Source organism: Burkholderia sp. SRS-W-2-2016 (assembly GCF_001931485.1).
In the GTDB taxonomy this organism is placed as follows: Bacteria; Pseudomonadota; Gammaproteobacteria; order Burkholderiales; family Burkholderiaceae; genus Paraburkholderia.
Window position 1 is genome coordinate 57,746 of the sequence record NZ_MSDV01000019.1, and the last position, 24,797, is coordinate 82,542.

At 63.3% G+C, this 24,797-nt stretch carries 21 protein-coding genes; 15 read left to right on the top strand and 6 right to left on the bottom strand.

Annotated elements, in window-relative coordinates; all coding sequences use genetic code 11:
- Positions 1–474: 474 nt before the first annotated feature.
- Both BTH42_RS06705 and ilvD read left to right on the top strand, forming a co-directional pair.
- Positions 475–1,296, top strand: coding sequence for an alpha/beta hydrolase (locus tag BTH42_RS06705; protein WP_075297138.1), 822 nt, complete (start codon positions 475–477; stop codon positions 1,294–1,296).
- A gap of 265 nt (positions 1,297–1,561) precedes the next feature.
- Entirely contained in the window at positions 1,562–3,424 is a 1,863-nt protein-coding gene (gene ilvD, locus BTH42_RS06710) for a dihydroxy-acid dehydratase (protein ID WP_075297140.1), read from the top strand.
- A gap of 174 nt (positions 3,425–3,598) precedes the next feature.
- Here the strand turns inward: ilvD and BTH42_RS06715 are convergent, their stop codons facing one another.
- Positions 3,599–4,189 carry a dimethylsulfonioproprionate lyase family protein gene (locus tag BTH42_RS06715; protein ID WP_075297151.1) on the bottom strand — a complete coding sequence of 197 codons (591 nt, stop codon included), beginning with the start codon at positions 4,187–4,189 and terminating at the stop codon, positions 3,599–3,601.
- Between the two features lie 557 nt (positions 4,190–4,746).
- On the opposite strand from BTH42_RS06715, the gene BTH42_RS06720 reads away from it, so the two are divergent.
- The 8 genes from BTH42_RS06720 (at position 4,747) to BTH42_RS06755 (ending at position 14,400) form a co-directional block, all read left to right on the top strand.
- Positions 4,747–6,036: a glycine betaine/L-proline ABC transporter ATP-binding protein gene (locus BTH42_RS06720; RefSeq protein WP_075297153.1), complete on the top strand. Its 1,290-nt coding sequence runs from the start codon at positions 4,747–4,749 to the stop codon at positions 6,034–6,036.
- The gene (locus tag BTH42_RS06725; protein ID WP_075297155.1) at positions 6,033–6,914 is read left to right on the top strand and encodes a proline/glycine betaine ABC transporter permease; all 882 of its coding nucleotides are present in this window, start codon (positions 6,033–6,035) and stop codon (positions 6,912–6,914) included. The genes BTH42_RS06720 and BTH42_RS06725 overlap by 4 nt, the downstream gene beginning before the upstream one ends.
- 81 nt (positions 6,915–6,995) lie before the next feature.
- Positions 6,996–7,877, top strand: a complete 882-nt coding sequence (locus tag BTH42_RS06730) for a glycine betaine ABC transporter substrate-binding protein (RefSeq protein WP_075297157.1) — start codon at positions 6,996–6,998, stop codon at positions 7,875–7,877.
- Positions 7,878–7,977: 100 nt separating this feature from the next.
- Positions 7,978–9,273, top strand: coding sequence for a serine hydroxymethyltransferase (gene glyA / locus BTH42_RS06735; RefSeq protein WP_075297159.1), 1,296 nt, complete (start codon positions 7,978–7,980; stop codon positions 9,271–9,273).
- A gap of 70 nt (positions 9,274–9,343) precedes the next feature.
- Positions 9,344–10,231 (top strand): dihydrodipicolinate synthase family protein, encoded by an 888-nt coding sequence (locus tag BTH42_RS06740; RefSeq protein WP_075297161.1) that lies wholly within the window; start codon positions 9,344–9,346, stop codon positions 10,229–10,231.
- An 8-nt stretch (positions 10,232–10,239) separates the two neighbouring features.
- Entirely contained in the window at positions 10,240–11,571 is a 1,332-nt protein-coding gene (locus BTH42_RS06745) for an FAD-binding oxidoreductase (RefSeq protein ID WP_075297163.1), read from the top strand.
- 17 nt (positions 11,572–11,588) lie between these two features.
- Positions 11,589–13,082, top strand: coding sequence for an aldehyde dehydrogenase (locus BTH42_RS06750; protein ID WP_075297165.1), 1,494 nt, complete (start codon positions 11,589–11,591; stop codon positions 13,080–13,082).
- 316 nt (positions 13,083–13,398) lie between these two features.
- On the top strand, positions 13,399–14,400 hold the full coding sequence (locus BTH42_RS06755) for a LysR substrate-binding domain-containing protein (protein WP_075297167.1): 1,002 nt from the start codon (positions 13,399–13,401) through the stop codon (positions 14,398–14,400).
- A gap of 238 nt (positions 14,401–14,638) precedes the next feature.
- On the opposite strand, the gene BTH42_RS06760 is transcribed toward BTH42_RS06755, so the two are convergent.
- The 3 genes from BTH42_RS06760 to BTH42_RS06770 form a co-directional block, all read right to left on the bottom strand.
- Positions 14,639–15,931 (bottom strand): SUMF1/EgtB/PvdO family nonheme iron enzyme, encoded by a 1,293-nt coding sequence (locus BTH42_RS06760; protein WP_075297169.1) that lies wholly within the window; start codon positions 15,929–15,931, stop codon positions 14,639–14,641.
- A 177-nt stretch (positions 15,932–16,108) separates the two neighbouring features.
- Positions 16,109–16,765 carry a helix-turn-helix domain-containing protein gene (locus BTH42_RS06765; RefSeq protein ID WP_075297171.1) on the bottom strand — a complete coding sequence of 219 codons (657 nt, stop codon included), beginning with the start codon at positions 16,763–16,765 and terminating at the stop codon, positions 16,109–16,111.
- 385 nt (positions 16,766–17,150) lie between these two features.
- Positions 17,151–17,618 (bottom strand): universal stress protein, encoded by a 468-nt coding sequence (locus tag BTH42_RS06770; RefSeq protein ID WP_075297173.1) that lies wholly within the window; start codon positions 17,616–17,618, stop codon positions 17,151–17,153.
- Between the two features lie 274 nt (positions 17,619–17,892).
- Here BTH42_RS06770 and BTH42_RS06775 point away from each other — a divergent pair, with 274 nt between their 5' ends.
- A complete protein-coding gene (locus tag BTH42_RS06775) occupies positions 17,893–18,582 on the top strand; it encodes a FadR/GntR family transcriptional regulator (protein ID WP_075297175.1) in 690 nt (229 codons plus the stop codon).
- A 131-nt stretch (positions 18,583–18,713) separates the two neighbouring features.
- Here the strand turns inward: BTH42_RS06775 and BTH42_RS06780 are convergent, their stop codons facing one another.
- Positions 18,714–19,307: an acyl-homoserine-lactone synthase gene (locus tag BTH42_RS06780; protein WP_075297177.1), complete on the bottom strand. Its 594-nt coding sequence runs from the start codon at positions 19,305–19,307 to the stop codon at positions 18,714–18,716.
- Positions 19,308–19,460: 153 nt separating this feature from the next.
- Between BTH42_RS06780 and BTH42_RS06785 the strand changes: the two genes are divergently transcribed.
- Positions 19,461–19,778 carry a hypothetical protein gene (locus BTH42_RS06785; RefSeq protein ID WP_075297179.1) on the top strand — a complete coding sequence of 106 codons (318 nt, stop codon included), beginning with the start codon at positions 19,461–19,463 and terminating at the stop codon, positions 19,776–19,778.
- On the opposite strand, the gene BTH42_RS06790 is transcribed toward BTH42_RS06785, so the two are convergent.
- Positions 19,762–20,466, bottom strand: coding sequence for a LuxR family transcriptional regulator (locus BTH42_RS06790; protein ID WP_075297181.1), 705 nt, complete (start codon positions 20,464–20,466; stop codon positions 19,762–19,764). The two genes, BTH42_RS06785 and BTH42_RS06790, sit on opposite strands and share 17 nt — an antisense overlap.
- A gap of 573 nt (positions 20,467–21,039) precedes the next feature.
- Here BTH42_RS06790 and BTH42_RS35915 point away from each other — a divergent pair.
- The 3 genes from BTH42_RS35915 (at position 21,040) to BTH42_RS06805 (ending at position 24,613) form a co-directional block, all read left to right on the top strand.
- Positions 21,040–22,182, top strand: a complete 1,143-nt coding sequence (locus tag BTH42_RS35915) for a dihydrodipicolinate synthase family protein (protein WP_256701847.1) — start codon at positions 21,040–21,042, stop codon at positions 22,180–22,182.
- A complete protein-coding gene (locus BTH42_RS06800) occupies positions 22,179–23,132 on the top strand; it encodes an SMP-30/gluconolactonase/LRE family protein (protein ID WP_075297183.1) in 954 nt (317 codons plus the stop codon). Before BTH42_RS35915 ends, BTH42_RS06800 begins: the two co-directional genes overlap by 4 nt.
- Before the next feature lie 311 nt (positions 23,133–23,443).
- Positions 23,444–24,613 (top strand): extracellular solute-binding protein, encoded by a 1,170-nt coding sequence (locus tag BTH42_RS06805; protein ID WP_075297185.1) that lies wholly within the window; start codon positions 23,444–23,446, stop codon positions 24,611–24,613.
- The last annotated feature ends 184 nt before the right edge of the window (positions 24,614–24,797 follow it).

A 24,797-nucleotide genomic window follows, 5' to 3' on the forward strand; every position in this document is an offset into this window, starting at 1 on the left:
TGGCAGGACGGAGCGGACAGGAACGGCGCGCCGGGCCGGTGTGGGGGAGCGGGCGCGTATCGTCGGCAAGTTTTTGTTGCCTTACCTGACCTCGATGACGGAAGGCAGTGCGGCGGGAATTCCAGGCCGGGAAGCCGGGTTTCGGCGCGACTGATGTCGAACGCGGCGAAGTGCCGTGCGAGACTTTCGTTTGCTTTTCAATGTTCTTACAATGAACAGTGTTTCGGTAAGCGAACGCTACATTATTCGTCTTATGCGGATCGAATGTCAAGAAACGTCCGGCGCGGCGGTGGCAACGCATGGGAGAGTGCCGGCGTGTGCGGGCATAACCGTGTGGCACACTGCGAGCGCGGATACGTCCGCATTCGACGGCGGCGCGAGCCGCGCCCATGCCGTCCCGTCGCCCAGTCCGAAACAGCACGACGATGCGCTCGCGCGCATTGCCCTTAATCTCTCCGAACGGGACTGAAGAGTATGACGACCGTCTATCGCGGCATGGATCGACCGACGCTCGATGCCGCCTATAACAACACCCAGGCGATTCCGAACTTTCCTGAAGTGCTGAAGGATTTCCAGCAGCGCAGCGCGCAGCTTTACGCGCGCGTGCCCGGTCAGCGCGATCTGCGCTACGGCGAGCGGGCGCGCGAGCGCTTCGACTGGCTGTCGTGCGGCAAAGCCGATGCGCCGACCTTCATCTTCATTCACGGCGGCTACTGGCAGAACTGCGTGAAGGAAGACTTCGCGTTCATCGCGGACGGTCCGCTCGCGCTCGGCTACAACGTCGTGCTGGCCGAGTACACGCTGGCGCCGGAAGCGTCGATGACGCAGATCGTCGGGGAAATCACCGGGCTGCTCGATCATCTGCAGCGCGATCCGGACGGGCTCGGCACCGCGGGCCGGCCCGTGTGCCTGAGCGGGCACTCGGCGGGCGGCCATCTGACCGCGCTGCATCGCGCGCATCCGTCCGTTACCCGCGCGCTGCCGATCAGCGCGCTGGTCGATCTCGAACCGATCAGCCTGTGCTGGCTGAACGACAAGCTGCAACTGAGCGAGCAGGAGATCGCCGCGTACAGCCCGATCCTTCATATCGGCAAGGGCGTGCCGACGCTGGTCGCGGTCGGCGGCGCGGAATTGCCGGAGCTGGTGCGTCATTCGGACGACTACGCGGCCGCCTGCGAAGCGGCGGGCGAGCAGGCCGCGCTCGTCCATGTGCCGGGCTGCACGCATTTCTCGGTGCTCGACGATCTGGCGCGGCCGGACGGCGTCCTGCTGAGCGTGCTCGCGAAGCGGGGCTGAGCGGCGCCGGGCGCGCGGCGGGGCGGGTAAATCGCGCCGCCGCATTAATATCTTTTGCGACCTAATCGCGCCGAAAAAATATATTGGACGTCTTACTGGCGTTCTTGCACTATTCGTTCCCAGCGCAAACTGCGCGTACCATTGCGATCCCCACCGCCCGCGAGCCAGCCCGCGACAGCGTCGTTGCCATAACCGGCACGGCGACCCAGCGGCAGGCCGGCGCAGGCGCTTACCAAAACCGATAACAGCAATTCTGAGGATACAGATGCCCCACTATCGCTCCCGCACCTCGACTCACGGCCGCAACATGGCCGGCGCCCGCGCGCTGTGGCGCGCGACCGGCATGAAGGACGACGATTTCGGCAAGCCGATCATCGCGGTCGTGAACTCGTTCACGCAGTTCGTGCCGGGCCACGTGCATCTGCGCGACCTCGGCGCGCTGGTCGCGAAGCAGATCGAAGCGGCCGGCGGCGTCGCGAAGGAATTCAACACGATCGCCGTCGACGACGGTATCGCGATGGGCCACGGCGGGATGTTGTACTCGTTGCCGTCGCGCGAACTGATCGCGGACTCGGTCGAGTACATGGTCAACGCGCACTGCGCGGACGCGATGGTCTGCATCTCGAACTGCGACAAGATCACCCCGGGCATGCTGATGGCCGCGATGCGCCTGAACATTCCGGTCGTGTTCGTGTCCGGCGGTCCGATGGAAGCGGGCAAGGTCAAGTCGCCGACCGACGGCCAGGTGATCGCGAAGATCGACCTGATCGACGCGATGATCAAGGCCGCCGATCCGAAGATCAGCGACGCCGAAGTCGCCGAAGTCGAGCGCAGCGCGTGCCCGACCTGCGGTTCGTGCTCCGGCATGTTCACCGCGAACTCGATGAACTGCCTGACCGAAGCGATCGGCCTCGCGCTGCCGGGCAACGGCACGATCGTCGCGACGCACGCATGGCGCAAGGGCCTGTTCGAACAGGCCGGTAGCCTCGTCGTCGATCTGTGCCGCCGTTACTACCAGGAAGAAGACGTCTCGGTGCTGCCGCGTAACATCGCGACCAAGCAGGCGTTCGAAAACGCGATGACGCTCGACGTCGCGATGGGCGGCTCGACCAACACCGTGCTGCACCTGCTGGCGGCCGCGCAGGAAGCGGGCGTCGACTTCACGATGTCGGATATCGACCGCATCTCGCGTCAGGTGCCGTGCCTGTGCAAGGCCGCGCCGATGACCGACAAGTACCACATCGAAGACGTGCATCGCGCGGGCGGCATTATCGGCATTCTCGGCGAACTGGCGCGCGCGAACCTGCTCGACCTGTCGTGCGGCAACGTGCATAGCGGCACGCTCGGCAACGCGATCGAGAAGTGGGACGTCGCGGGCGGCGCGGGCGAGCAAGCGCAGAAGTTCTTCCGCGCGGCGCCGGGCGGCATTCCGACCACGGTTGCGTTCAGCCAGGAAGCGACCTTCCAGACGCTCGATACGGACCGCAAGAGCGGCTGTATCCGCAGCAAGGAAAACGCGTATTCGAAGGACGGCGGTCTCGCGGTGCTGTACGGCAACCTCGCGCAGAACGGCTGTATCGTGAAGACCGCGGGCGTCGACGAATCGCAATGGCTGTTCTCGGGCCGCGCGCGCGTGTTCGAAAGCCAGGACGATGCGGTCGAAGCGATTCTCGGCGACAAGGTCGTCGCAGGCGATGTCGTGGTGATCCGCTACGAAGGTCCGAAGGGCGGCCCGGGCATGCAGGAAATGCTGTACCCGACTTCGTATCTGAAGTCGAAGGGTCTCGGCAAGAGCTGCGCGCTGTTTACCGATGGCCGTTTCTCGGGCGGCTCGTCCGGTCTCGTGATCGGTCATGCGTCGCCGGAAGCGGCCGAAGGCGGCACGATCGGCCTCGTCGAAGACGGCGATGTGATCGAGATCGACATCCCGCAGCGCAAGATGCACCTCGCGGTGTCGAACGAAGTTCTCGCGCAGCGTCGCGCGGCGATGGAAGCGCGCGGCGACAACGCATGGCAGCCGGCTAATCGCGAGCGCGTGGTGTCGCAGGCGCTGCAGGCTTATGCGGCGCTGGCCACCTCGGCCGATCGCGGCGCGGTGCGCGATATTTCGCAGCTGAAGCGCAAGTAATCGCGCGGATGAGTGCGGCGGCTTCGGCGCGGTGACGCGTACGGAGCCTCGATGAAAAACCGGCAGGCGGGGAACCGCTTGCCGGTTTTTCTTTTGCGGCGAACACCGCGCGCGATGCGCAGCGGCTGCTGTGCGAACTCTGAACTGCGCGCGCACCAGTGCACGGTCGCGACTTCAAACCAGCAGACACCACAGCGCGAGCAACGGCGTATCGCCGGAACGCATCGCATGCACGAGATTGCGCGAGTTGTAGAGACCGCCGCCGATGCCCGGATCGAACCAGTCGCCGTCCGCTTGCCGGAATTGCCCGGCACTCAGCAGCACATACGCCTCTTCCGGCGGATGCTGGTGATCGGGGTAGCGGGTGCGCGGCGCGAGTAGCGAAAAGCCCAGTTGGATGTCGTAGCGGCTTTCCATTCCGCCGGGGCCGCAAATCATCCCGTGCACGTGACCGTCGATATAACCGTCGCTTCCATTCGCTCCCGACGTGCGCCGTTGCCAACCGATGCACGGTTCGAGCGCTTTGATCGCGCGCGCGGCGACAGTCAATTGGGATCGGGCATCGAGCAGCGGCGCCAGCGCGGCATCGAGCAGGGCGCAGGCCGGGTAACGCCGCGCGTGGCGTTTGCCGTCGTCGGATGGTTGTCCGATCCGCTCGAACACCTTTACCGCGAGCTGACGCGCCGGGTCGGGAAGCGCGTGAGAGCGAAATAGCTCGTGCGCTACGTCGATGAAATGGGTCAGTTCTTCAGGTCGCGCATACATCAATGAATGCCCCTGCAAAAAAAGTAGCGGCGCGTATTCCGCCAGGACTCATCGTATTGCTATTAATTCAAACCGTAACCGACAGGTGAATGCACTGCAATAGTGCTAATTGCGTAAGCAAGGTCGGCGAATTGCGATTTTGCGGCTACTTTCTCAGAGCAAACCCTGTCGGGACTTTCCCTCGGCGCGGCCGATTGCCGTTAATCGTCCGCAAATCGCCAAACCGCCTGACCCGCGCCCCACGCTTGCCGCGAAGGTCCGACTGTCAAGGCTCGGCGCTTCGCACGTCAATTCAACGCACGCTTCATTGCCCGCCTGCTCCGTGTCATGCATTACCAAAGGTATGGAAAAGGGTCGCAAAAATATCGCTGGAGGGCGCAATTTGAATTGCTACGCTCCAATCACCGCATCAACTGCCGCAGCTAAAGCGAAATGATCGACGAAGCGAATTCGCTGTCAGCTATGCGCCGATGCCCGCCAAATCGCCACGCCGGATTTTCTGGTCATACCGGAGTTCTCCAGCGTCACCTTTTGAATCAGCCAGTTGGGAAGACCGAATGAGCCCGAATCTGACGTTCTCGCCGCATGACGTGATACCCCCAGGCGCAATCGATACAGCGCCCACGCCTTCCGTGACCCGGCCCGTCGCCATCTCCGGTACCGACATCCTGACGGTGAAAAACCTGTCGAAGATCTTCGGCCCCAAGCCCGAAGTCGCCGCGCAACTCGTCAAACAGGGCCTCGGACGCGATGAAGTGTTCAAGCGCACCGGCAATATGGTGGCGGTCAACGACGTCAGCCTGAACGTGAAGGCCGGCGAAATTTTCGTGATCATGGGCCTGTCGGGTTCCGGCAAGTCGACGCTGGTGCGTTTGCTGAACCGGCTGATCGAACCGACTTCCGGCCAGGTCGTTCTCGAAGGCCGCGATATTGCGCCGATGTCCACGCTGGAACTGCGTGAAGTGCGCCGCAAGAAAATGGCGATGGTGTTCCAGTCGTTCGCACTACTGCCGAACCGCACGGTGCTCGACAACATCGCGTATGGCCTCGAAGTCGCCGGCATGAAGAAGGCCGAGCGCTATGAAATCGCCCGCACCGCGTTGCAGCGCGTCGGTCTCGGTTCGTACGAAAAGCTGTTGCCCGGCGAACTGTCGGGCGGCATGCAGCAGCGGGTGGGTCTCGCGCGCGCACTCGCGGTCAATCCCGCGGTGTTGCTGATGGACGAAGCGTTCTCCGCGCTCGATCCGCTGATCCGCTTCGAAATGCAGACCGAACTGCTGCGGCTGCAGAAGGAAGAGCAGCGCACCATCGTGTTCATTTCGCACGATATCGAAGAGGCGATCAAGATCGGCGGCCGGATCGGCATCATGAAAGACGGTTGCCTGATTCAGGTCGGTACGCCGGCCGAGCTGATCCAGTCGCCGGCCGACGACTACGTGCGGGACTTTTTCCGGCACGTCGACGTGTCGCGCTTCCTGAAGGCCGAGGGCCTGCTGACCCGGGTCGAGCGCGGCCTGATCGTCGCCGATGTCGGCGCGCCTGCCGAGCGTTATCTGAATCAACTGATCGATAGCGGCGCCGAGTGTGGCTATGTATGCGACCAGGCGGGCCGTTATCAAGGTTGCGTGACCGCCGCGTCGGTGCACAAGGTCGGTGCCGGTCCGCTGCGAAATGCGTTGCTGCGGGACCTGAACGCGGTTTCGCTCGACACCGACCTGCACGAACTCTCCGCGATCGCGTTGAGCCAACAACACGACGTGCCGGTGACGGATGGCGCCGGCAAGCTCGCGGGCGTGGTGTCGTGCCGGACAATTCTCAAGCAGGTTATGGAGCGGAGAGCAGCATGAACTCATCAGTCATCGGCAAGTTCGCGGAGAACTGCGTCAACTTTCTTTTCAATCACTTCCAGGGCGGCTTCAACGCTTTTTCCGCGGCACTGGGCGCGGTCGTCAAACTTCTCGAAGACGGTCTCGGCGCGATTCCGTTTATCGCGATGCTCGTGATGCTGGTCGCGTTCGCGTTGTGGCGCCGTGGCATCGCATTCGCGATTTTCGTCGGTATCGCGTTGCTGCTGATCAACTACATGGGCCTGTGGCCGCAAACCGTCGCGACTCTTGCGCTGGTGGTTGCCGCGACGGTCTTCAGCCTGATCGTCGGGGTGCCGCTCGGCATCTGGGGCGCGCGCAACAAGCGGGTTGAAATGGTGCTGCGCTCGCTGCTCGACTTCATGCAGACGATGCCCGCGTTCGTCTATCTGATTCCCGCGGTGATTCTGTTCGGGCTGGGCCGGGTTCCCGCCGTGATCGCCACGGTGGTGTTCGCGATGCCGCCGGTCGTGCGGCTCACGACACTGGGCATCCGCCAGGTACGCGAAGAACTGCTGGAAGCGGGCCGCTCGTTCGGCAGCACCGATTCGCAACTGCTGTGGAAAATCCAGCTGCCGAATGCATTGCCGTCCATCATGGCCGGCGTGAACCAGACCATCATGATGTCGCTGTCGATGGTGGTGATCGCGTCGATGATCGGCGCGGGCGGTCTCGGCGAATACGTGTTGAGCGGCATCCAGCGCCTGGATATCGGTATCGGCTTCGAAGGCGGTCTCGGCGTCGTGCTGCTGGCCATCGTGCTCGACCGTCTGACGGAGACGTTTGGTGTGAAGGCGAAGAAGAGGAGACCCGTCGCGAAAGTGGGCAAGACCGGTGGCGCAGAGGCGGCGCGCACCTGAGCACTTCGAGGACGGCCTGATGTGACAGGCGCGCAGTGCGCGACGGAATGGGTAATCTCGACATAAATACGGAGTACTAATATGCGAAGCAATAATTTCGGATCGATGCTGGCAAAGCTGGCGGTCTCGACCGTGGTTGCCGTGGGTGTCGGCGTCGGCTCCGCGTCGGCCGCGGAGCCGATCAAGATGGCGATTACCGATTGGGCGGACGTGCTGGCCACCGCCAATGTCGCCAAATACGCACTCGAAACCAAACTGAATCAGCCGGTCAAATTCGTCAACGCGGATATCGGCATCCAGTTCCAGGGCGTCGCGCGCGGCGACCTCGATATCATGGTGGGTGGCTGGCTGCCGGTCACCCATGCGGTGTACTACGACAAGTATAAGAACGACCTCGACGATGTCGGGATCATCTACTCGGGCGGCCGCAATGGTTGGGCGGTGCCGGCGTATGTACCGGAGTCCCAACTGTCTTCGATTGCGGACCTCAACAAGCCGGAGGTCAAAAGCAAGCTCGACGGCACGATTCAGGGAACCGGACCGGGATCCGGCCTGATGCAGGCGTCGCAGAAAGCGGTGCAGGCGTACGGCCTGAACGGCTACAACCTGCAGTCGTCGAGCGAGGCCGGCATGCTGGCCGCGGTGTCGCGCGCGAATCAGTCGAAGCAGTGGGTGGTCGCGACCGTTTGGAGTCCGCACTGGCTGTGGCAGAAGTGGCCGATGCGTTATCTGAAGGATCCGAAGGGCACGCTCGGCGGTGAAGAGCAGATCCATGCATTCGCGTCCAAACAGTTTGCCGGCAAATATCCGCGCGCCGATGTGTTCTTCAAGCATTTCAAGCTGACGCTGGCCGACATCGAGGCGATCGAACTGGAAGGCAACAGCACGAACGACTACGCGGCCGCCGCGAAGAAATTCGTCGATTCGCACCCGGACAAGGTGAAGGCCTGGTTGCAGCAGTAAGCGCGTGGCGAGGACTCGCGAAGGCGGCAACGGGCCGCTGCTCGCGCGAGCCGGTGATTCCGTAGGGCCTGCCTGACACGATTACTTCCTGGAGTGACCTGTGAGCGAAACCCCGAGCTTCTTTTCTGACACGCTGCAAAGCCGCGATCCGGTGATTGCATCGGAGATCAAGCTCGAACTGCGCCGGCAGCAAACGCAGATCGAACTGATCGCTTCCGAGAACATCGTTTCAGCCGCGGTGCTCGAAGCGCAAGGGACGGTGCTGACCAACAAGTACGCGGAAGGCTATCCGTCGAAGCGTTATTACGGCGGCTGCGAGCACGTCGACAGGATCGAGTCGCTCGCGATCGATCGCGTGAAGGCGCTGTTCGACGCGGACTATGCGAATGTGCAGCCGCATTCGGGCGCGCAGGCAAACGGCGCGGTGATGCTGGCGCTCGTGAAGCCCGGCGATACGGTGATGGGGATGTCGCTCGATGCCGGCGGCCATCTCACGCACGGCGCGCGTCCCGCACTCTCCGGCAAGTGGTTCAACGCGGTGCAGTATGGCGTGAGCCCGCAGACATGCCGGATCGACTACGACGCGGTGCGCCGGCTCGCGCGCGAGCATCAGCCCAAGCTCATCATCGCCGGCTACTCGGCTTATCCGCGCGCTCTCGACTTTGCCGCGTTCCGTGAGATCGCCGATAGCGTCGGCGCGCTGCTGATGGTCGACATCGCGCATATCGCGGGGATCGTCGCGGCCGGGCGTCACGACAATCCGCTCAAGTACGCGGACGTGGTGACGTCGACCACTCATAAAACGCTGCGCGGACCGCGCGGCGGCTTCATTCTCACCAACGACGGCGACCTCGCGAAGCGGATCGATTCGGCGGTGTTCCCCGGCTTGCAAGGCGGCCCGCTGATGCATGTGATCGCCGGTAAAGCGGTGGCGTTTGGCGAAGCGCTGCGTCCGGAGTTCGCCGACTACATCGACCGGATGCTGCGCAACGCCGAAGCGCTGGGCAAGGTGCTGCAATCCGGCGGACTTTCGTTGGTCACCGGCGGCACCGACAACCATCTGCTGCTCGTCGATCTGCGTACCAAACGGATCACCGGCGCGCAGGCCGAGAAAGCACTCGAGCGCGCGGGCATTACCTGCAACAAGAACGGCATCCCATTCGATACCGCAAGCCCGACCGTCACGTCCGGTATCCGGCTCGGCACGCCTGCCGGGACCACGCGCGGCTTCGGGGTCGCGCAGTTCGAGCAGATCGGCGCAATGATTCTCGAGGTGTTGTCCGGACTCGCGCGCGACCCAGGCGGCGACGACCGGATCGAACGCGCGGTGCGCGCTCGTGTGCGCGACCTGTGCCACCAGTTTCCGATTTATTCGCATGCCGACGTATTGGCGTAAGCCTTGACGAGCGCGCATGCGGCGGAGCGTTACGGCTCCGTCTTTACTATCAATCAGGAGTGCAACCGAAATGAGCTTTGAAGGCGTCCATACTCCGCTCGTCACCCCATTTAGCGAAGACGGCGAAATCGATCATGCTTTGCTCGGCAAGCACGCAGCCGATCTCGCGGGCCGCGTCTCGGGGCTCGGAATCGGCGGCACCACCGGCGAATACTATGCGCTGAGTTTCGACGAACGGGTCCGCACATTCGCCACCGTCGCCGACGCGGCGGGCGGCAAAACTTATCTGACCGCGGGCATCAATGCGACCACGACGAAGGAAGTGATCCGGCTCGGTGTTGAGGCGAAGCGCGCGGGCCTGTCGGCACTACTGGTAGCCGCGCCGTACTATGCGCAACCGACCCAGCCGGAACTGCTCGCCCATTTTCTGAAAGTGGACGACGCACTCGATATGCCGATCATGCTGTACAACTTTCCCGCCCGCACCGGCACGGAAATTAGCGACGAAGTACTGACCAGGCTGCTCGAGCGCCCGAACTTCATCGCGATGAAAGAGAGCACCGGCGATATCGCGCGTCTGCATCATCTCGTCACTCACTACGAGAACCGGCTCGTGCTCAGTTGCGGAATGGACGACCAGGCGCTCGAATTTTTCGCATGGGGCGCGAAAAGCTGGGTAGGCGGCGCGTCGAATTTTCTGCCGGAAGCGCACACCGCGCTGTTCGACGCCTGCGTGAAGCACAACGATTTCGTGCTGGGCCGCAAGCTGATGGCGCAACTGCTGCCGGTGCTCGAACTGCTCGAGCGCAGCGGCAAATTCATTCAATACGTGCGCTACGGTTGCGAGCTGGCCGGCGTGCCGGTGGGCGTCGCGCGCGCGCCGCTCGGTTCGCTGACGGACGAGGAACGCGGTGCGTTCGCGCAACTCGTGAAGCCGCTGATTCGCAACGTCCGGTAACGACAGAGATGGCCTCGAATCTGGAATTCGCGCGCTTTCCCGCGCCTGACGGCGTCAACGGCTGGTGGGAAAGTCTCGCTCCCGCGCGGGCCGCGAACATCGTGTCGGCGCAGCATCGCTATGACTGGGTGGTGGTCGGCGGCGGCATCACCGGGCTGTGCGCCGCGCGCCGGCTCGCCGAGCTGGCGCCGGAAGCGTCGATCGCGCTAGTCGAGGCGGACCGGATCGGGCGCACGACGGCCGGCCGCAATTCCGGATTTTTCGTCGATTTGCCGCACGACATCAGCAGCGAAAGCTATTCGCGCAGCGTCGCGGAGGACAAAGCCGACGTGCGCTTCCAGCGTCACGGGATCGACTACGTGCGCTCGATCGTGCGCGAGCACGGGATCGATTGCGACTGGCGCGACGACGGCAAATTCCACGCGTCGGTCAATCAGAAAGGACTTGATGCGCTTGGGCATTTTGCGCAGGGACTGGTCCGCATCGACGAAGCATTCCAGTGGCTCGACCGCCCCGCGATTCGCGCGGTGACGGGAACGGATTTTTATCAGGGCGCGCTGTTTACGCCCGGTTGCAGCACGGTACAACCGGCCGCGTTGATGCGCGGTCTGGCGGCCACCCAGCCCGCGAACGTGACGGTCTTCGAGTCGAGCCCGGTTACCCGGGTCGAAACGGGCGGCAACGAAAAGGTCCTGCATTTCGCGGGCGGAACGATCACCGCGAAGCAGGTGATTCTGTGCACAAACGCGTACGCGGCGACCTTCGGCATTCATCCGAATGGTTTGCTGCCGGTCTACACGTTCGCGTCGCTGACTCGCGTGATGAACGCCGACGAGATCGAACGGCTGGGCGGCACGCGCTCGTGGTCGCTGATTCCCGCGGACCCGATGGGCACGACCGTGCGCCGGCTGGCGACGGATCGCATCTGCATTCGCAATCATTTCGCGTTCCGGCCGGAACTGCATGTTTCAGCCGGCGATCTGGCCAAGGCCAAAGCGCTGCATCAACGTTCGTTCGAGCGGCGTTTTCCGATGCTTGCGGATGTCGAGTTCGAGTACACGTGGGGCGGTCCGCTGTGTCTGTCGAGTAACCACGGCGCGCTGTTCGGACGGCGCGCCGACGGCCTGCTGCAAGCAGTTGGATGCAATGGTTTGGGGCTGAGCAGAGGGTCGTCGTCGGGCAAGCTGATCGCCGAATACGCGCTGGGCGAGACCAACGAACTGGTGCGCCAGCTTCTGAACCAGCCGCAGCCACGCTCGCTGCCGCTGCGACCGATCGTGGACGTGGCCGTTTCCGCGACGATCTGGGCCAAGGAAAGATCGGCCGGCGCCGAACTCTAATCAACCGAGGACGCAACATGACGACGTATCAGCAGTGGAAACAGAAAGCAGCGGAACTGTCGCTGGACGGCCGGGCATTCATTGCCGGCGCGCGCTGTCAGGCGGCCTCGGGCGAAACCTTTGCGACGCTCAATCCCGCCTCCGGCCAGTTGCTGGCGCAGGTGGCGAAGTGCGATGACGCCGAGGTCGATCGCGCGGTCGCGGCGGCCCGCGACGCATTCGAGGCGGGCGTATGGTCGAAGGCCGCGCCCGCGCATCGGAAGGCGGTGCTGCTGCGTCTCGCGCAATCGATCGATGAGCACGCCGAAGAGTTGGCACTGCTCGAAGCGCAGGAGGCCGGCAAGCCGATTAGCGAATGCATGGGGCTGGATATTCCCGAGTCGGCGGCCTGCATTCGTTGGCATGCCGAAGTGACCGACAAGCGCTACGACGCGCTGTCGCCTTCGGGCGCGGAGGTGGTGGGGATGATTACGCGCGAGCCGATCGGTGTGGTCGGCGCGGTGCTGCCGTGGAATTTCCCCGCGCTGATGCTCGCATGGAAGATCGGGCCGGCTTTGTCGGTCGGCAACAGCGTGATCGTCAAACCCGCGGAGCAGACGTCGCTGTCCACGTTGCGTATCGCCGAACTGGCTTTCGAGGCGGGCGTGCCCGCAGGCGTGTTCAGTGTCGTCACGGGCCTGGGCGAAAGCGCGGGACAGGCGCTGGGCCGCCACCCGGATGTCGACCTCATCGCGTTCACCGGTTCGACTGCTACCGGCAAACGCTTTCTGCATTATTCCGCGGACACCAATCTGAAGCGGGTCGTACTCGAATGCGGCGGGAAGAACCCGCAAGTGATTCTTCCCGATGTGACGGATCTCGACGCGGTGGCCGAACAGGCGGTCGCTGCCGCGTTCTGGAACATGGGCGAGAACTGCAGCGCCGGCTCGCGGATTCTGGTTCATTCGAGTCAGCGCGCGCAACTGGTCGAAAAACTTCAGGCGGTGCTGGCCGGCTGGAAGACCGGAGACCCGCTCGATCCTGACGTGAAGCTCGGCGCGCTGATCGAACGGGAGCACTACGAAAAGGTGCTCGCGCACATCGAGCAGGCCAATGCGCAGGGCGCGCGGCTCGTGTGCGGGGGCCGTGCGGCGCTGGCCGACACGGGCGGATGGTTCGTCGAACCAACTATCTTCGATCGGGTGACGCCCGAAATGGCGATTGCGCGTGAAGAGGTGTTCGGGCCGGTCGTCTGCTTCATCGAATACGACGACGTGGAAGACGCGATCAGGATTGCAAACGATACCTGCTACGGACTGGCCGCGTCGTTGTGGACGGATAACGTGAATAGCGCTCATAAAGTGGCCGCGCGTATTCGTGCAGGGACGGTCACGGTCAACTGCTTCGGCGAGGGCGATCTGTCGACGCCATTCGGCGGCTTCAGGCAATCCGGTTTTGGCGGGCGTGACAAGTCGGTCTATGCCCACGATCAGTACTGTGAACTGAAGACGACCTGGTTGAAGCTGGGTTGAAGTTCGCTTGAACTTGCAGCGGAAAAAAGCGCGGACCGGAGGACGGTTCGCGATCCGCGTGTTGCGACGCCGGCGCGGAGCGTCGGCGGATCATAAGCCGGTGAGCACGGCGGGCGCTTGGAGAAGGGTTTGCGTCGCCTGCGCGAGCCGGATTATGGATCACCTCGATTGCCAGCAAACAGACGGACTCGCACACTATTATTCTTCGAATTCCTCGATGTTTCGCGGCGCGAGCGTTGCCGGGCACCAGCGGCTGGAAGTGCCGGCCGAGCGACCCGCAACGCGCGATGCGAGCCCCCGTTAGAGAGCGCAAGCCATGTTGAAGAAGCAGCTATTTGCAGATCGACTCCTCGCCCAGATGCCGTCGCTGCGGGCACTCCGATGCTTCGTCACCGCGGCGAGATACGAGAGCTTTACTCAGGCGGCGGAAGTGTTGTGCGTGACGCAGGCCGCGATCAGCAGACAAATAAAAGAACTCGAGGATTCGCTCGACGTTCCGCTATTCGAGCGCACCGGCCGGCATATTGCGCTGACCGATGCCGGCCGGATTCTGTACAACGCGTCGTACCTGTCGATCATGAACATCGCCGAAGCGGCGGAGGCGGTGCGGCGTACCGACCGGCAGGCGTTGACCATCTGCGTGTCGCACACGTTTTCGGCGCTGTGGTTATCGTCGCGACTGCCGTCTTTTCGCGAGCAATATCCGGAAATCCGCTTACATGTAATGGCCACCGAGCATTTCATGGAACTGGACGAACTGATGGAGCCCGACATCATCATCACGAAGAACCCGCCGCGCGAGCCGGAATACGAGGTGGAGCCGTTGTTTCATGATGTCGTCTATCCGGTCTGCAGTCCTGCATTTCACGAGCGGCATTTCCGCGGCAAGAGGCTCAAGCCGCTCGATCTGCTGACGCAACCCACGTTGAATCTGTCGCTGCTCGGGCGCGCGCAGATTTGCGAGCATGTGGATTGGCGGGTGTGGCGAAACTGGTTTCAGCAGGGAGACGGCACCGACATCCCGGCTGAGAACCGGCATCTGGAGAGCAACGACTATCGGTTGCTGGTCGCCCAGGCTGAAGCCGGCGAAGGCACGCTGCTCGGCTGGCACCATCTGGTTCATCAGCAGATCGAGCAAGGGCGTCTGATGCGGCCGGTTCCGGATGCGCTGGTCTTTAAGGATCGCCATCACTATCTGATTACGCATCGGAAAGCACGGCCGCGGACCGAGTATCTGCAGTTCCGCAACTGGCTCGCCGAAGAGGCCGGCGTCATGATGCAGGGCTGGCTCGACGCCGGGATTACCGTTGCGGGCTAGCTAGCGGGTAGCGGCTTTTCGTTCTACTAGTAGTGGTGGAATGCAGCGGTTTTGCCGATGCGGATACGAACACGCGGGCAGCGACAAGACTCAAAACGGTGCGCGATTTCGCGTATGTGCCGGGTATACAGCCGATGTTTTTCGTCGAATCGCAATCAACTGGTGGTTCGCGCGGCAATACGTCATAAGTTCTGACGACGCGCGTCGGGGCGGACCGCTTCCGCCTCCGTATTGCGCACTAGGCCCGCACGCAGCGAAACCCCGCATAAACGTATTGATAATGCGGCTGAAACCAGTTGCGAAATTCCGGCCGCAACATGCATTGCGCGGTACGCGCGGAGCCGCCCTTCAGCACGTAATGCTGGCCGTCGAAAAAATTGGCCGAGTAACCGGGATAAAACGGAAATGCCTCGAAGCCTGGCAGTGCTTCGAATAGCGTCGAGGTCCATTCCCAGCCATTGCCGAACTGGCCTTGCACGCCGAACGCGCTGACGTTGTCCGGATGCGCGTCCACCGGCTGCGGATCCCAACTGCGGAAATCGAAATTACCCGCGCTCGCGTGCGGCGTGCCTTGCGCCGCGCGCTGCCATTGCGCTTCGGTCGGCAGCGCCTTGCCGGCCCAGCGCGCGTACGCGCTCGCCTCGGCGTGGCTCACATAGACCGGCCAGTCGAGCGGCAGCGGTACTTCGGCGAACATCGTGCGCAGCGTCCACTGACTGGCGCCGTCCGGCGCCGCGCGTTGCGACCAGCCGGCCGGATGCGCGATGCGCTCCGCTTCCTTCCACGCCCAATCTCGCGGCGACCACCATTTCTGCTCGCGATAACCGCCCGCGTCGATAAAGTCGACGAACGCACCGTTCGTCACCATATGGCGATCGATATCGAACCCGGGCACTTCCACGCGCATTTCGCCGAACTCGTTGTCCCAACCGAAACGACCCGCTTCGCGCGGCATGCCGAGTACGCACGACCCGCCGGGCACGCTGACCATCGACGCCAACGCGTCGCGCCGCCCGGCCTGCGTGAGCACCGGCTCGCGCAACGCGGTGTCCTTCTGTTCGAGCGGCAACTGATGAAGCATGTACGCAAGGGTTTCCGCATGCATCAAGCGATGCTCGATCGCGACGTTCAGCAGTTGCGCGGCCACTTCGTTGCGCGTCGGATCGCCGAGTCCGGCGAGCGCTGCATCGATCTGCCGACGTGCGCGCGCCCCATATTCACGCACTGCTTCTAGCGACGGCCAGTCGGCGGGTTGATCGGTCGGAAAACCGCCGCCCACCGGGTCGATGCCGAATGCGAACAGCTGGTCGAGTTGCGGCGAGAAGGCCGGCAGCTCGAACAGGCGCTGGTCGAGCAGATTGCGATCGAACGCTTCGAGATGACCGATATAGAACACGATCCGGTGACGCTCGCGGATCGGCCTTTCATACAGATAGTCGGGTTTGACGATCGCAAACAGGGCGTCGGTGACTTGACGCGCATCGATCAGGCGCTGCACGAGCGGGTGATGCGGGGCGGGGTCGCGATTCATTTCGCCGGGTCTCCTTGCGGGGGACGGTCTGAAGACTGTACCCGCTCGCAGGGGCCATGCCAAGGCGAAATGAGCGCCGGCGCGGTGGCCGGGCGGAACCGGCGGACCAGCCGGTTCAATCAGATGGAGGAGCGCATGGGGCGCGCCAGGCGGCGCGTCCAGTTCGATCGGGGGGCGTCAGATCTGCTGCAGCCGTTCCAGATCGACGATATGGATGAGCTTGCCCTGGGTGTCGATCAATCCGCTCTTTTGAAATTTTGACAGGGCGCGACTGACGGTTTCGAGCGTCATGCCGAGGTAGCTGCCCATCTCTTCCCGGGTCATGCGCAGATTGAATTCCGAGACCGAGTAGCCGCGCTGCGCATTGCGCTGCGACACGTCGAGCAGGAACGCGGCGACGCGCTCGTCGGCGGACAGCGAGCCGAGCACCATCATCTGCGCGGCCTCGCTGACGATATGGGCGCCGAGCAGCTTGTGCATGCGGTCCTGCATCGGCCCGCTTTCGCGGCACAGCGACCTCAGCGCCCGATACGGGACGATGCAGACGGTGCTGTCCTCGAGCGCGACCGCGCTGCATGCATACGCGCCGGTACTGATGCCGTCGAGACCGAGCGCTTCGCCCGCGAGTTTCAGTCCGGTGACCTGCTCGCGGCCGGCGCGGTGCAGCATCACCGTTTTCAGCGAGCCGGAGCGGACCGCGTAGATGTTGTCGAAGCGGTCGCCGGTGCGATACAGCGTTTGGCCGCGTTCGAGACAGCGCGCGCTGCAGATCAGGGTTTCGAGTCTCGATAGTTCGGACGCCGACAGGCCCTGCGGCATGCACAGCTGACGCATCGAACAACTCGAGCAGCGGGCTTCGGTACGGGTAGGCGGGCGCGGCGTTGCGACGGACGGCTCGGCGCGGGCGCTATGCGAAGGCGACTTGACGGCGGGGCGCTTGGTGCTGCGGGTGGAGGGGGTTGAACGGGCTCGGCGGGTCGGGGTTGGGGTCAACATGGTCTGCGCGCGTATCGTAGTAGTGGTGAATTGTCCCACCCGCTAAGACGCGCCATTGGTGGCAAAGTGACGCGTCTGTCTGCTCAGTGGTCCTGAGCGACGAAGCGTGCTCTGGCGGGAGTGGGGTGGGAGCCACTGGATGGTGCGACGGCGTGCCTCGACCGTTGGAGCGGCTCGATCCGGCGGGGCGATGCATGGCGCGCCGCCCCTTGCATCGAAAAAATCAGCTGGGTTCTTTGTCCGTGCCCGCGGCTGACGGGATCAGCAGCACCGGCAGGGTGGCCTGGCGCACGCAGCGCTCGGCGACGCTGCCGAGGATCAGCCGCTGGAAGCCGCGACGGCCATGCGTGCCCATGACGAGCAGGTCGGCGTTGAATTCGGCCGCGGCCTTCAGCACGACTTCGGACACATCGCCGAGCGACGACGCTTCGGCCACCGCCGGGTCGCCTTGCACGCCGCGGTCGGCCATCGCTTTCGAGAATTCGGCGCGCAGTTCCTGGCCTTCCTCGACCAGCCGGGTACGCAGAATGGACGGGTCGTAGCCGGGGGCCTCGAAGTACATCGGAGTGTTTTCCACGACGTAGAAGGGTCTCAGTACCGCGCCGTTGGTTTTGGCAAGGTCGAGCGCTGCTTCGAACGCCCGGCGTGAGGTATTGCTGCCGTCGACCGCTACAAGAATGCGTGTGTACATATCGGCTCCGCGTGTGAAAAATGCGACTGCCGCGTTGTTCGCCACGGCAGGGTTAATTGATCTTTTATACCAGCGAACTTTAGAGGATTGCCGAAAAACATGCACTCGACCTAGACATAGATCAAGCTTTTGCCAAATATATCCGCGTTGAACATACGAAAAATCGACAGTGCATGGGCGCTCGCGCAAGATACAGCGCGCATAAGTTTGCTGAAGCGCCCCGATGCTTGACCGTACAATCAGGCCATATTCCGACCCGCTGCCCAGTCCGCAGATGAACGATCGTAAAACCAAGGGCTTGCCCGACCAGATCTACAGCGACATTCTCAGCCGCATTCTCGAAGGCGAATACAAGGAGGGCGAGCGCTTGCCGACCGAGCATGCGCTGGCCGAGCGTTTCGCGACCTCGCGGCCGACCGTGCGTGAGGCGCTGGCGCGGCTGCGCGCCGACGGCATCATCACTACGCGGCACGGTTCGGGGACCACCGTCGCGCGGCGGCCCGATCCGGATGTGCGCCGCTTTGCGCCGCTGGAAACCCTGTCCGATATTCGCCGCTGCTATGAATTCCGGATCGTGACGGAGGCGGGCGCGGCCGCGCAAGCCGCACTGAAGGCCGATGCCGACGATATCGCCGCGATCCAGCATGCGTGGGAGGAGCTCGAGCGCATCATCGAGACGCAGGGGATCGGCGCGAAAGACGACTTCATGTTCCATCTGGCGGTCGCGCGCGCGTCGAAGAACCCGTTTTTCATTACGGTGATGTCGTTTATCGAAGAGCAGATCATGTTCAGCATGAATCTGTCGCGCAATCTGTCGCTGGTGAAGACGGTCGAGCGGCAGCGGCTGGTGCAGGCCGAACACATGGCGGTGCTCGATGCGATCCGCCGCAAGGATGCGGCGGGGGCGGGGGAGGCGATGCGCGCGCATCTCGAAAATGCGCTGGAGCGGATGTTCGGCTCCTGAGTCTGCGCGCGCCCGGCCCGGTTGCCGCTAGCGGAAGCCCGGGCGCGATCCGCCAGAGCTACCGTGGACCGCATCAGGCAGCGCGGTTTTTTGCGGCAACCGGGCCGTATTCAAACCCGTTCGGACCGCGCTTACGCGGCCGCGGCGACCGGGCCGAACAATGCGGTCAGGGTTTTTTCACTCACCGCGACGTCGAGCGCCACCGCGCGTTCGATGCCGATGCGCATCGGTTCACCCAGCCGGCTGATGTCGAGGCCGGCGCGGCGCAACATCCGCTCGATCGGCGTGGTGGTGACCGTCACGTAATGGGTGATACTCATGCGCTGCGCGAAGCGCATGACCTCCTGAATCGCGCGGATTGTCATATCCGTGAAACCAAACGACTGTTCTTCTCCGCCGGTTTCGATCGCCCAGCGGCTCAATTCCCAGATATGACGCCCGCACGGCGCCGCGGCGCCATGTAGCAGCTGAGGGAAGGTATCTTTCAGCATGTTGGGGCCTTCTGTTGGCATCAGTCGCCAACAGCCCCGTACGCGCTGCTGTTCATCCTGAATCAGCATGTAGTGCGGACCGAGCGCATCGTAGCCGTCGATTTCCATCCCCGCGATGGTCGGGATCTCCCACCCAAGCCGCCCGTGGAACACCCGGGCCCGTAGGCGGTACATCTCGTTGATCAGCTCGTTGTCGAATTCCTGCCGCATTCCAATACGGATCGTTGTTTGCATGACGTTCTCCTGAACGTGTTGGGGTTGCCAGTACGCAGGAAAACGTATGCACTTTGAATCTTTGTGCCACCTACCTACCTGGATAGGTGTGGATGCTTATCGCGTAAAGGAGAATTCAGACACGTATCCGCCAATAACCTACAGGGCTCGAAAATGGAACTTCTTGACAATCACTGGCAACCGCAGACCCATCTCCCGGCGCGTCCCGCGGAGGTTTCCTCGGCAGTGGACCGTGTTCTGATCATTGCCTACCGCAAGAAGAAAAAGGAAAGCCAGCGCCGTTTCTGGGCCCGTTTCGGTGTCACCCAGTCGCGCGGCAGCCGTTTCGAATCGGGCGCGGAGATTCCGGCACCGGTGTCGATCCTGCTGGGTCTGTATTTCATGAAGACCGTGTCGGACGCCGATCTGGGTCGCGCCGAACGTGTGATGTACAGCCGCGACGCCGCCGCGCTGCTTAACCCGGGTCAATAAGACCTAACTGGGCCGCAATCACTGCGGCCGCACGCCGCGAATTCACGCCGAATTTCGTCCTGATGTTTTTCATGTGGAAGTTCACCACGGCTTCCGAACAGTTCAGGATGTGGGAGATCTCCCAGGTGGATTTGCCGCGTGCGGTCCACATCAGACATTCGCGCTCGCGCGGCGTGAGCTTGGGCAACAGGCTCTGAGCGTGCGTATTCAGATGGCGCTGGCTGGTATCGATCACCAGGTCGCGCAACAACACCAGGTTCGGCAACGCGGCGTTCACGTCGCGCCGGAATTTGTCTGACGGCGCGCTGTCGTTGACGAAGCACATCATGCCGGCTTCCTGATTCGGTCCGTGAATCGGCAGCGAGATCCCCGAGCGCAGGCCATACCCGCGCGCTTCCTCGTACAGCGACTGCTGCGCGGTGGTCGAGAAAATCTCCGGGGTCCAGATCAGCGGCGCGGAACGCGACAGACAATGCGCGACCGTCGGGTCGAAATGGACCATTCCCTGATCGTCATATGTCTGGCGCCATGCCGGCGAATAAGTGCTGCGCAGGTAGGCGTCTTCCAGCCGCATGGTGGGACGCGGCAGCATCGCGACCAGAATCCTGTCGAAGCCCCACGTCTCGGCGAGGCCCGCGATCGCGCCGAACCATTCCGCTTCGTCGGCGGCGTCCAGTAGCGGTGCCATCTGCTCGATAAAATGTAGCGACAATTTTTTGACTCTCTCAGACTCGCAAACAGCCCATTTGCGTTATTGACGGACAGGTGTTCTGTCCGCCTGTTTTATCCGCGTAATTTATCACTAAAAATTAAAATCAACGCGCCGGATTCTCTTGCGGAAGGACGCCGGCACTTGCCGGATCGCGAACGCTACGCCTGACGACGTCAAATTTAAGCCAATACAGGGTGCGTCAACGCTTAAAAACCGCTCATTTAATCGCGACGCGCGATTTTAATCTGTCTGGTTGACAACATTATTGCCTGATGCATTTTTAATTAATCGTATTCATCCGATTATCCGGGAACGCGGTTAATGGCGGCTGGCGGGTGCGAAGCCTCGAAATGCTGGAACGGCTGCGGTGGGCGGTTCGACCGCCAACAGCCCATATTGTCTTATAAAAGAATAATTTACGACTCGAAGTCCGCATGCTCCGCCCCCCGCAACGCCCGTTTTTCGACTGACTTATTCGAAGTTGTTTGACGACTTTGCGGTCCAATGCTACCGTCAAATTCCTGCTCGTGCCCGCTCGCGTGACATTTCATGAACGAAGCTCCGCTCAACGACGGCGAGTTCGCCGCGTCGGTGATGGCCGTGCCGCCGCTCGCGCGGCGCGCCGACTATTCGCTCGACCCCGCACAGAATCGCGCGCTGATCCGCCATATCGAAGCGGGCGGCGTGCGCACGTTGCTGTACGGCGGCAACGCGAACCTCTATCACGTCGCGGTCAGCGAGTATCGCGACCTGCTGGATCTGCTGGCCGACGCGGCGGGTCCCGCCACGCGGGTGATTCCGGCGATCGGCCCCGATTACGGCAAGATGCTCGACCAGGCGCGCATCCTTGCGCAGTCCCGCTACCGGACCGCGATGGTGCTGCCGCTCGGCGGCTTCACGACGTCCGATGGCGTCGAGGCCGGTCTGACGCGGATCGCCGACACCGCGGGGATGCCGCTCACGCTGTATCTGAAGAGCGAAGACTATCTGGCGCTCGATGCGCTGACGCGGCTGGTCGAGCGCGGCACGCTGAGCGCGATCAAGTACGCGATCGCGCGCGCCGAGCCTGCGCGTGATCCTTATCTGCGCCGGCTGCTGGACTGCGTGCCGGCCGCGAAGGTCGTGTCCGGCATGGGCGAGCGGCCGGCGCTCGTGCATCTGCGCGAATTCGGCCTCGCCGCGTGGACGACCGGATCCGGCTGCATCGCGCCGCGCATGGCGATGGCGTTGCTGCGGGCGGTGCAGCGGGAGCGTGGCGGTTGGAGCGGTCGCGATGACGGCGGCGACGGCCACGACGGCCATCGCAGCGACGCAGGCAGCGTTGGCGTCGACGGGCACCGCGGCAGCGTGGGCGATGGTGGCGGCAAGGGCCGCTACCGCAGCGAAAACGACCACGACCACGACCACGACCACGACCGCGACCACAACCCCGACCACAACCTCACACGCCGCCTATACGACGCGTTCCTTCCGCTCGAAACACTCCGCGAGCAGATCTCACTGATCCGCGTGCTGCACGACGCCGTCGCGTTCGCGGGTCTCGCCGAGACCGGACCGCTGTTGCCGCTGCTCAGTTCGACGCCGGCCGAGCATCATGCGAAGATCGCGCAGGCCGCGCACACGCTGCTCGCCCTCGAGCGCGAGTTCGCGCACACCCACCCCAACCTTTCCGACACTCAGACATCCGCATGACCGACAACAGCCGACGCTATCCCGATCCCTCCATCCGCGTGTTCGATCCGCGCTTCAAGTCGCTGATTCTGGCGTCGGCCTCCGTCGAATGTCTGTATCAGGGCGCGCGCTGGTCGGAGGGGCCGGTGTGGTTCGGCGACGGCCGCTACCTGCTGTGGAGCGATATCCCGAACGACCGCATCCTGCGCTGGGACGAAACGACCGGTGCGGTCAGCACGTTCCGGCAATCGTCGAACAATGCGAACGGCCATACGCGCGATCGCGAAGGGCGCCTCGTGAGCTGCGAACACCTGACGCGCCGCGTGACCCGCACCGAATACGATGGCTCGATCACCGTGCTCGCCGATCGCTACCAGGGTAAGCGCTTCAATTCGCCGAACGACGTGGTCGTCAAATCGGACGGCTCGATCTGGTTCAGCGATCCGAGCTTCGGCATCGACAGCTTCTACGAAGGCGAGCAGCAGCAGTCGGAACTGAGCGCGTGCGTGTATCGGATCGACGGGCAGTCGGGCGAAGTGTCGATGGTCGCCGACGACGTGCTCGGCCCGAACGGTCTCGCGTTTTCGCCGGACGAAGCGTTGCTGTACGTGGTCGAATCGCGCGGCGAGCCGACCCGCAAGATTCGCGTGTTCGACGTGAATGGCGATGGCAAGGGCCAACGCGCGACGCTGTCGAACAGTCGCGTGCTGATCGACGCGGGCCCGGGCACGCCGGACGGTTTCCGCGTCGACGTGCACGGCAATCTGTGGTGCGGCTGGGGCATGGGCACCGACGAACTCGACGGCGTGCGCGTGTTCAATGCGCAGGGCGAGGCGCTCGGTCATATCGCGTTGCCGGAGCGTTGCGCGAACGTGTGCTTCGGCGGCCGGCATCGCAACCGGCTGTTCATGGCCGCGAGCCATGGGCTGTACTCGCTCTATGTGAACACACAGGGCGTGCGCGGCGGTTAAACAGAACGACCAGGCAGGACGGCTGAGCGGGGACGACCAGACGGGGCGACGCCAACAACCCGTCAGTCGTCTGCTCGCCAGACAACGTTTGTTGTCAGCGTTTCCAATGCTCGGGTTTGTCCCTGGACGCAGCGGACAAACCATTGAGCCGCAAGGATTCCGAACCGAATCGGTCGTGTTCGCGCACCCCCGCCGGCCACGACTATTTGCTTGACATCGGCTGTTGCGCTTCGCTATGTTGCGTTGGTAGAAAGACACCGCCCGCAGTGCTCGGACCGGCGGGCTTCCATACCAAGAAGCGAGGAGACGCAATGACTGTTTCGCACAGGTTGTCGCTCAAGCTGGTATCCGTATGCATCGCGGCGAGCGCCGCCTTCACCCCCGCCGCGCACGCGGCCGACCCGGTCACGATCAACATCGTCGACGTGGCCGGCGATCTGCAACTCACGCAAAAAGGCTTCGAGGCGTTCAAAGCCAAATATCCGAACCTGGTCGGCAACATCACCTTCACGAACGCGCCGGCGCCGCAGTTGCCGGGCAAGATCAAGGCGATGCAGGCCGCCGGCCGCTCCGATATCGATCTCGTGCTGACCGGCACCGACGCGCTCGCCGCCGGCATCGAACAGAACCTGTGGCTGAAGCTGCTGCCCGACAACGCGGCGCAGTTCCCCGGCGTGCTCGACAAGTACGCGCCGGGTCCGCGCAAGATGCAGGAGCTTGCGCAAGGCTACGGGCTCGAGGTCGCGTATATGCCGGCCGGTCCGCTGCTCGAATACAACCCGGCCAAAGTCAGCGATCCGCCGAAGACGCCCGAGCAACTGCTGCAGTGGTGCAAGGCGCATCCCGACAAGCTGATCTACGCGCGGCCCTCGAATTCCGGCCCGGGCCGCACGTTCCTGATGGGCCTGCCGTATATCCTCGGCGACAAGGACCCGCAGGATCCGGTGCACGGCTGGGACAAGACGTGGGCGTTCCTCAAGCAGCTGAACGATTGCATTCCTTACTATCCGGGCGGCACATCGGCGGTGATGAAGGAGCTCGGCGAGGGCACCCGCGATATGACGGTGACGGTGACCGGCTGGGACATCAACCCGCGCGCGCTCGGCATCGTGCCGGCGGAATTTCGCGTGCAGCCGTTCGACAACATGACGTGGGTCAACGACGCGCACTACATGGTGATCCCGAAGGGCGTGCCGAAGGAAAAGCTCGACGTGATCTACAAGATGATGAATTTCATGCTAGAGCCCGCGCAACAGGCGCTCACCTACGACGACGGCTACTTCTATCCGGGCCCGGCGATCAAGGGTGTGACGGTCGAGCAGGCGCCCGCGCATAGCCAGGAAGTACTAAAGAAGTTCGGCCGGCCGGAGTACGCGAAGATGCTGGCCGATCATCCGCACGCGTTGCCGCTGAATGCGGCGGCGATGGTCGCGGCCTTCAAGAAGTGGGATACCGACGTGGGCGCGCAGAAGACCAAGTAAGCCGGTCCAGCGAGAGCCGCGTGCCGCGCGACGCGATCGGAGGCCGGCCGCGTCGCGCGTCGATAACCGCTTCACCCGTTGCCGCGTGCCGCGTCATCGCTACGGCGTGCGTGCATACAGGCAAGCGCTTCGCACCACGCCCAACGCGCGCCGGCCACTTCACACGCATCACGCGCCCGTCACT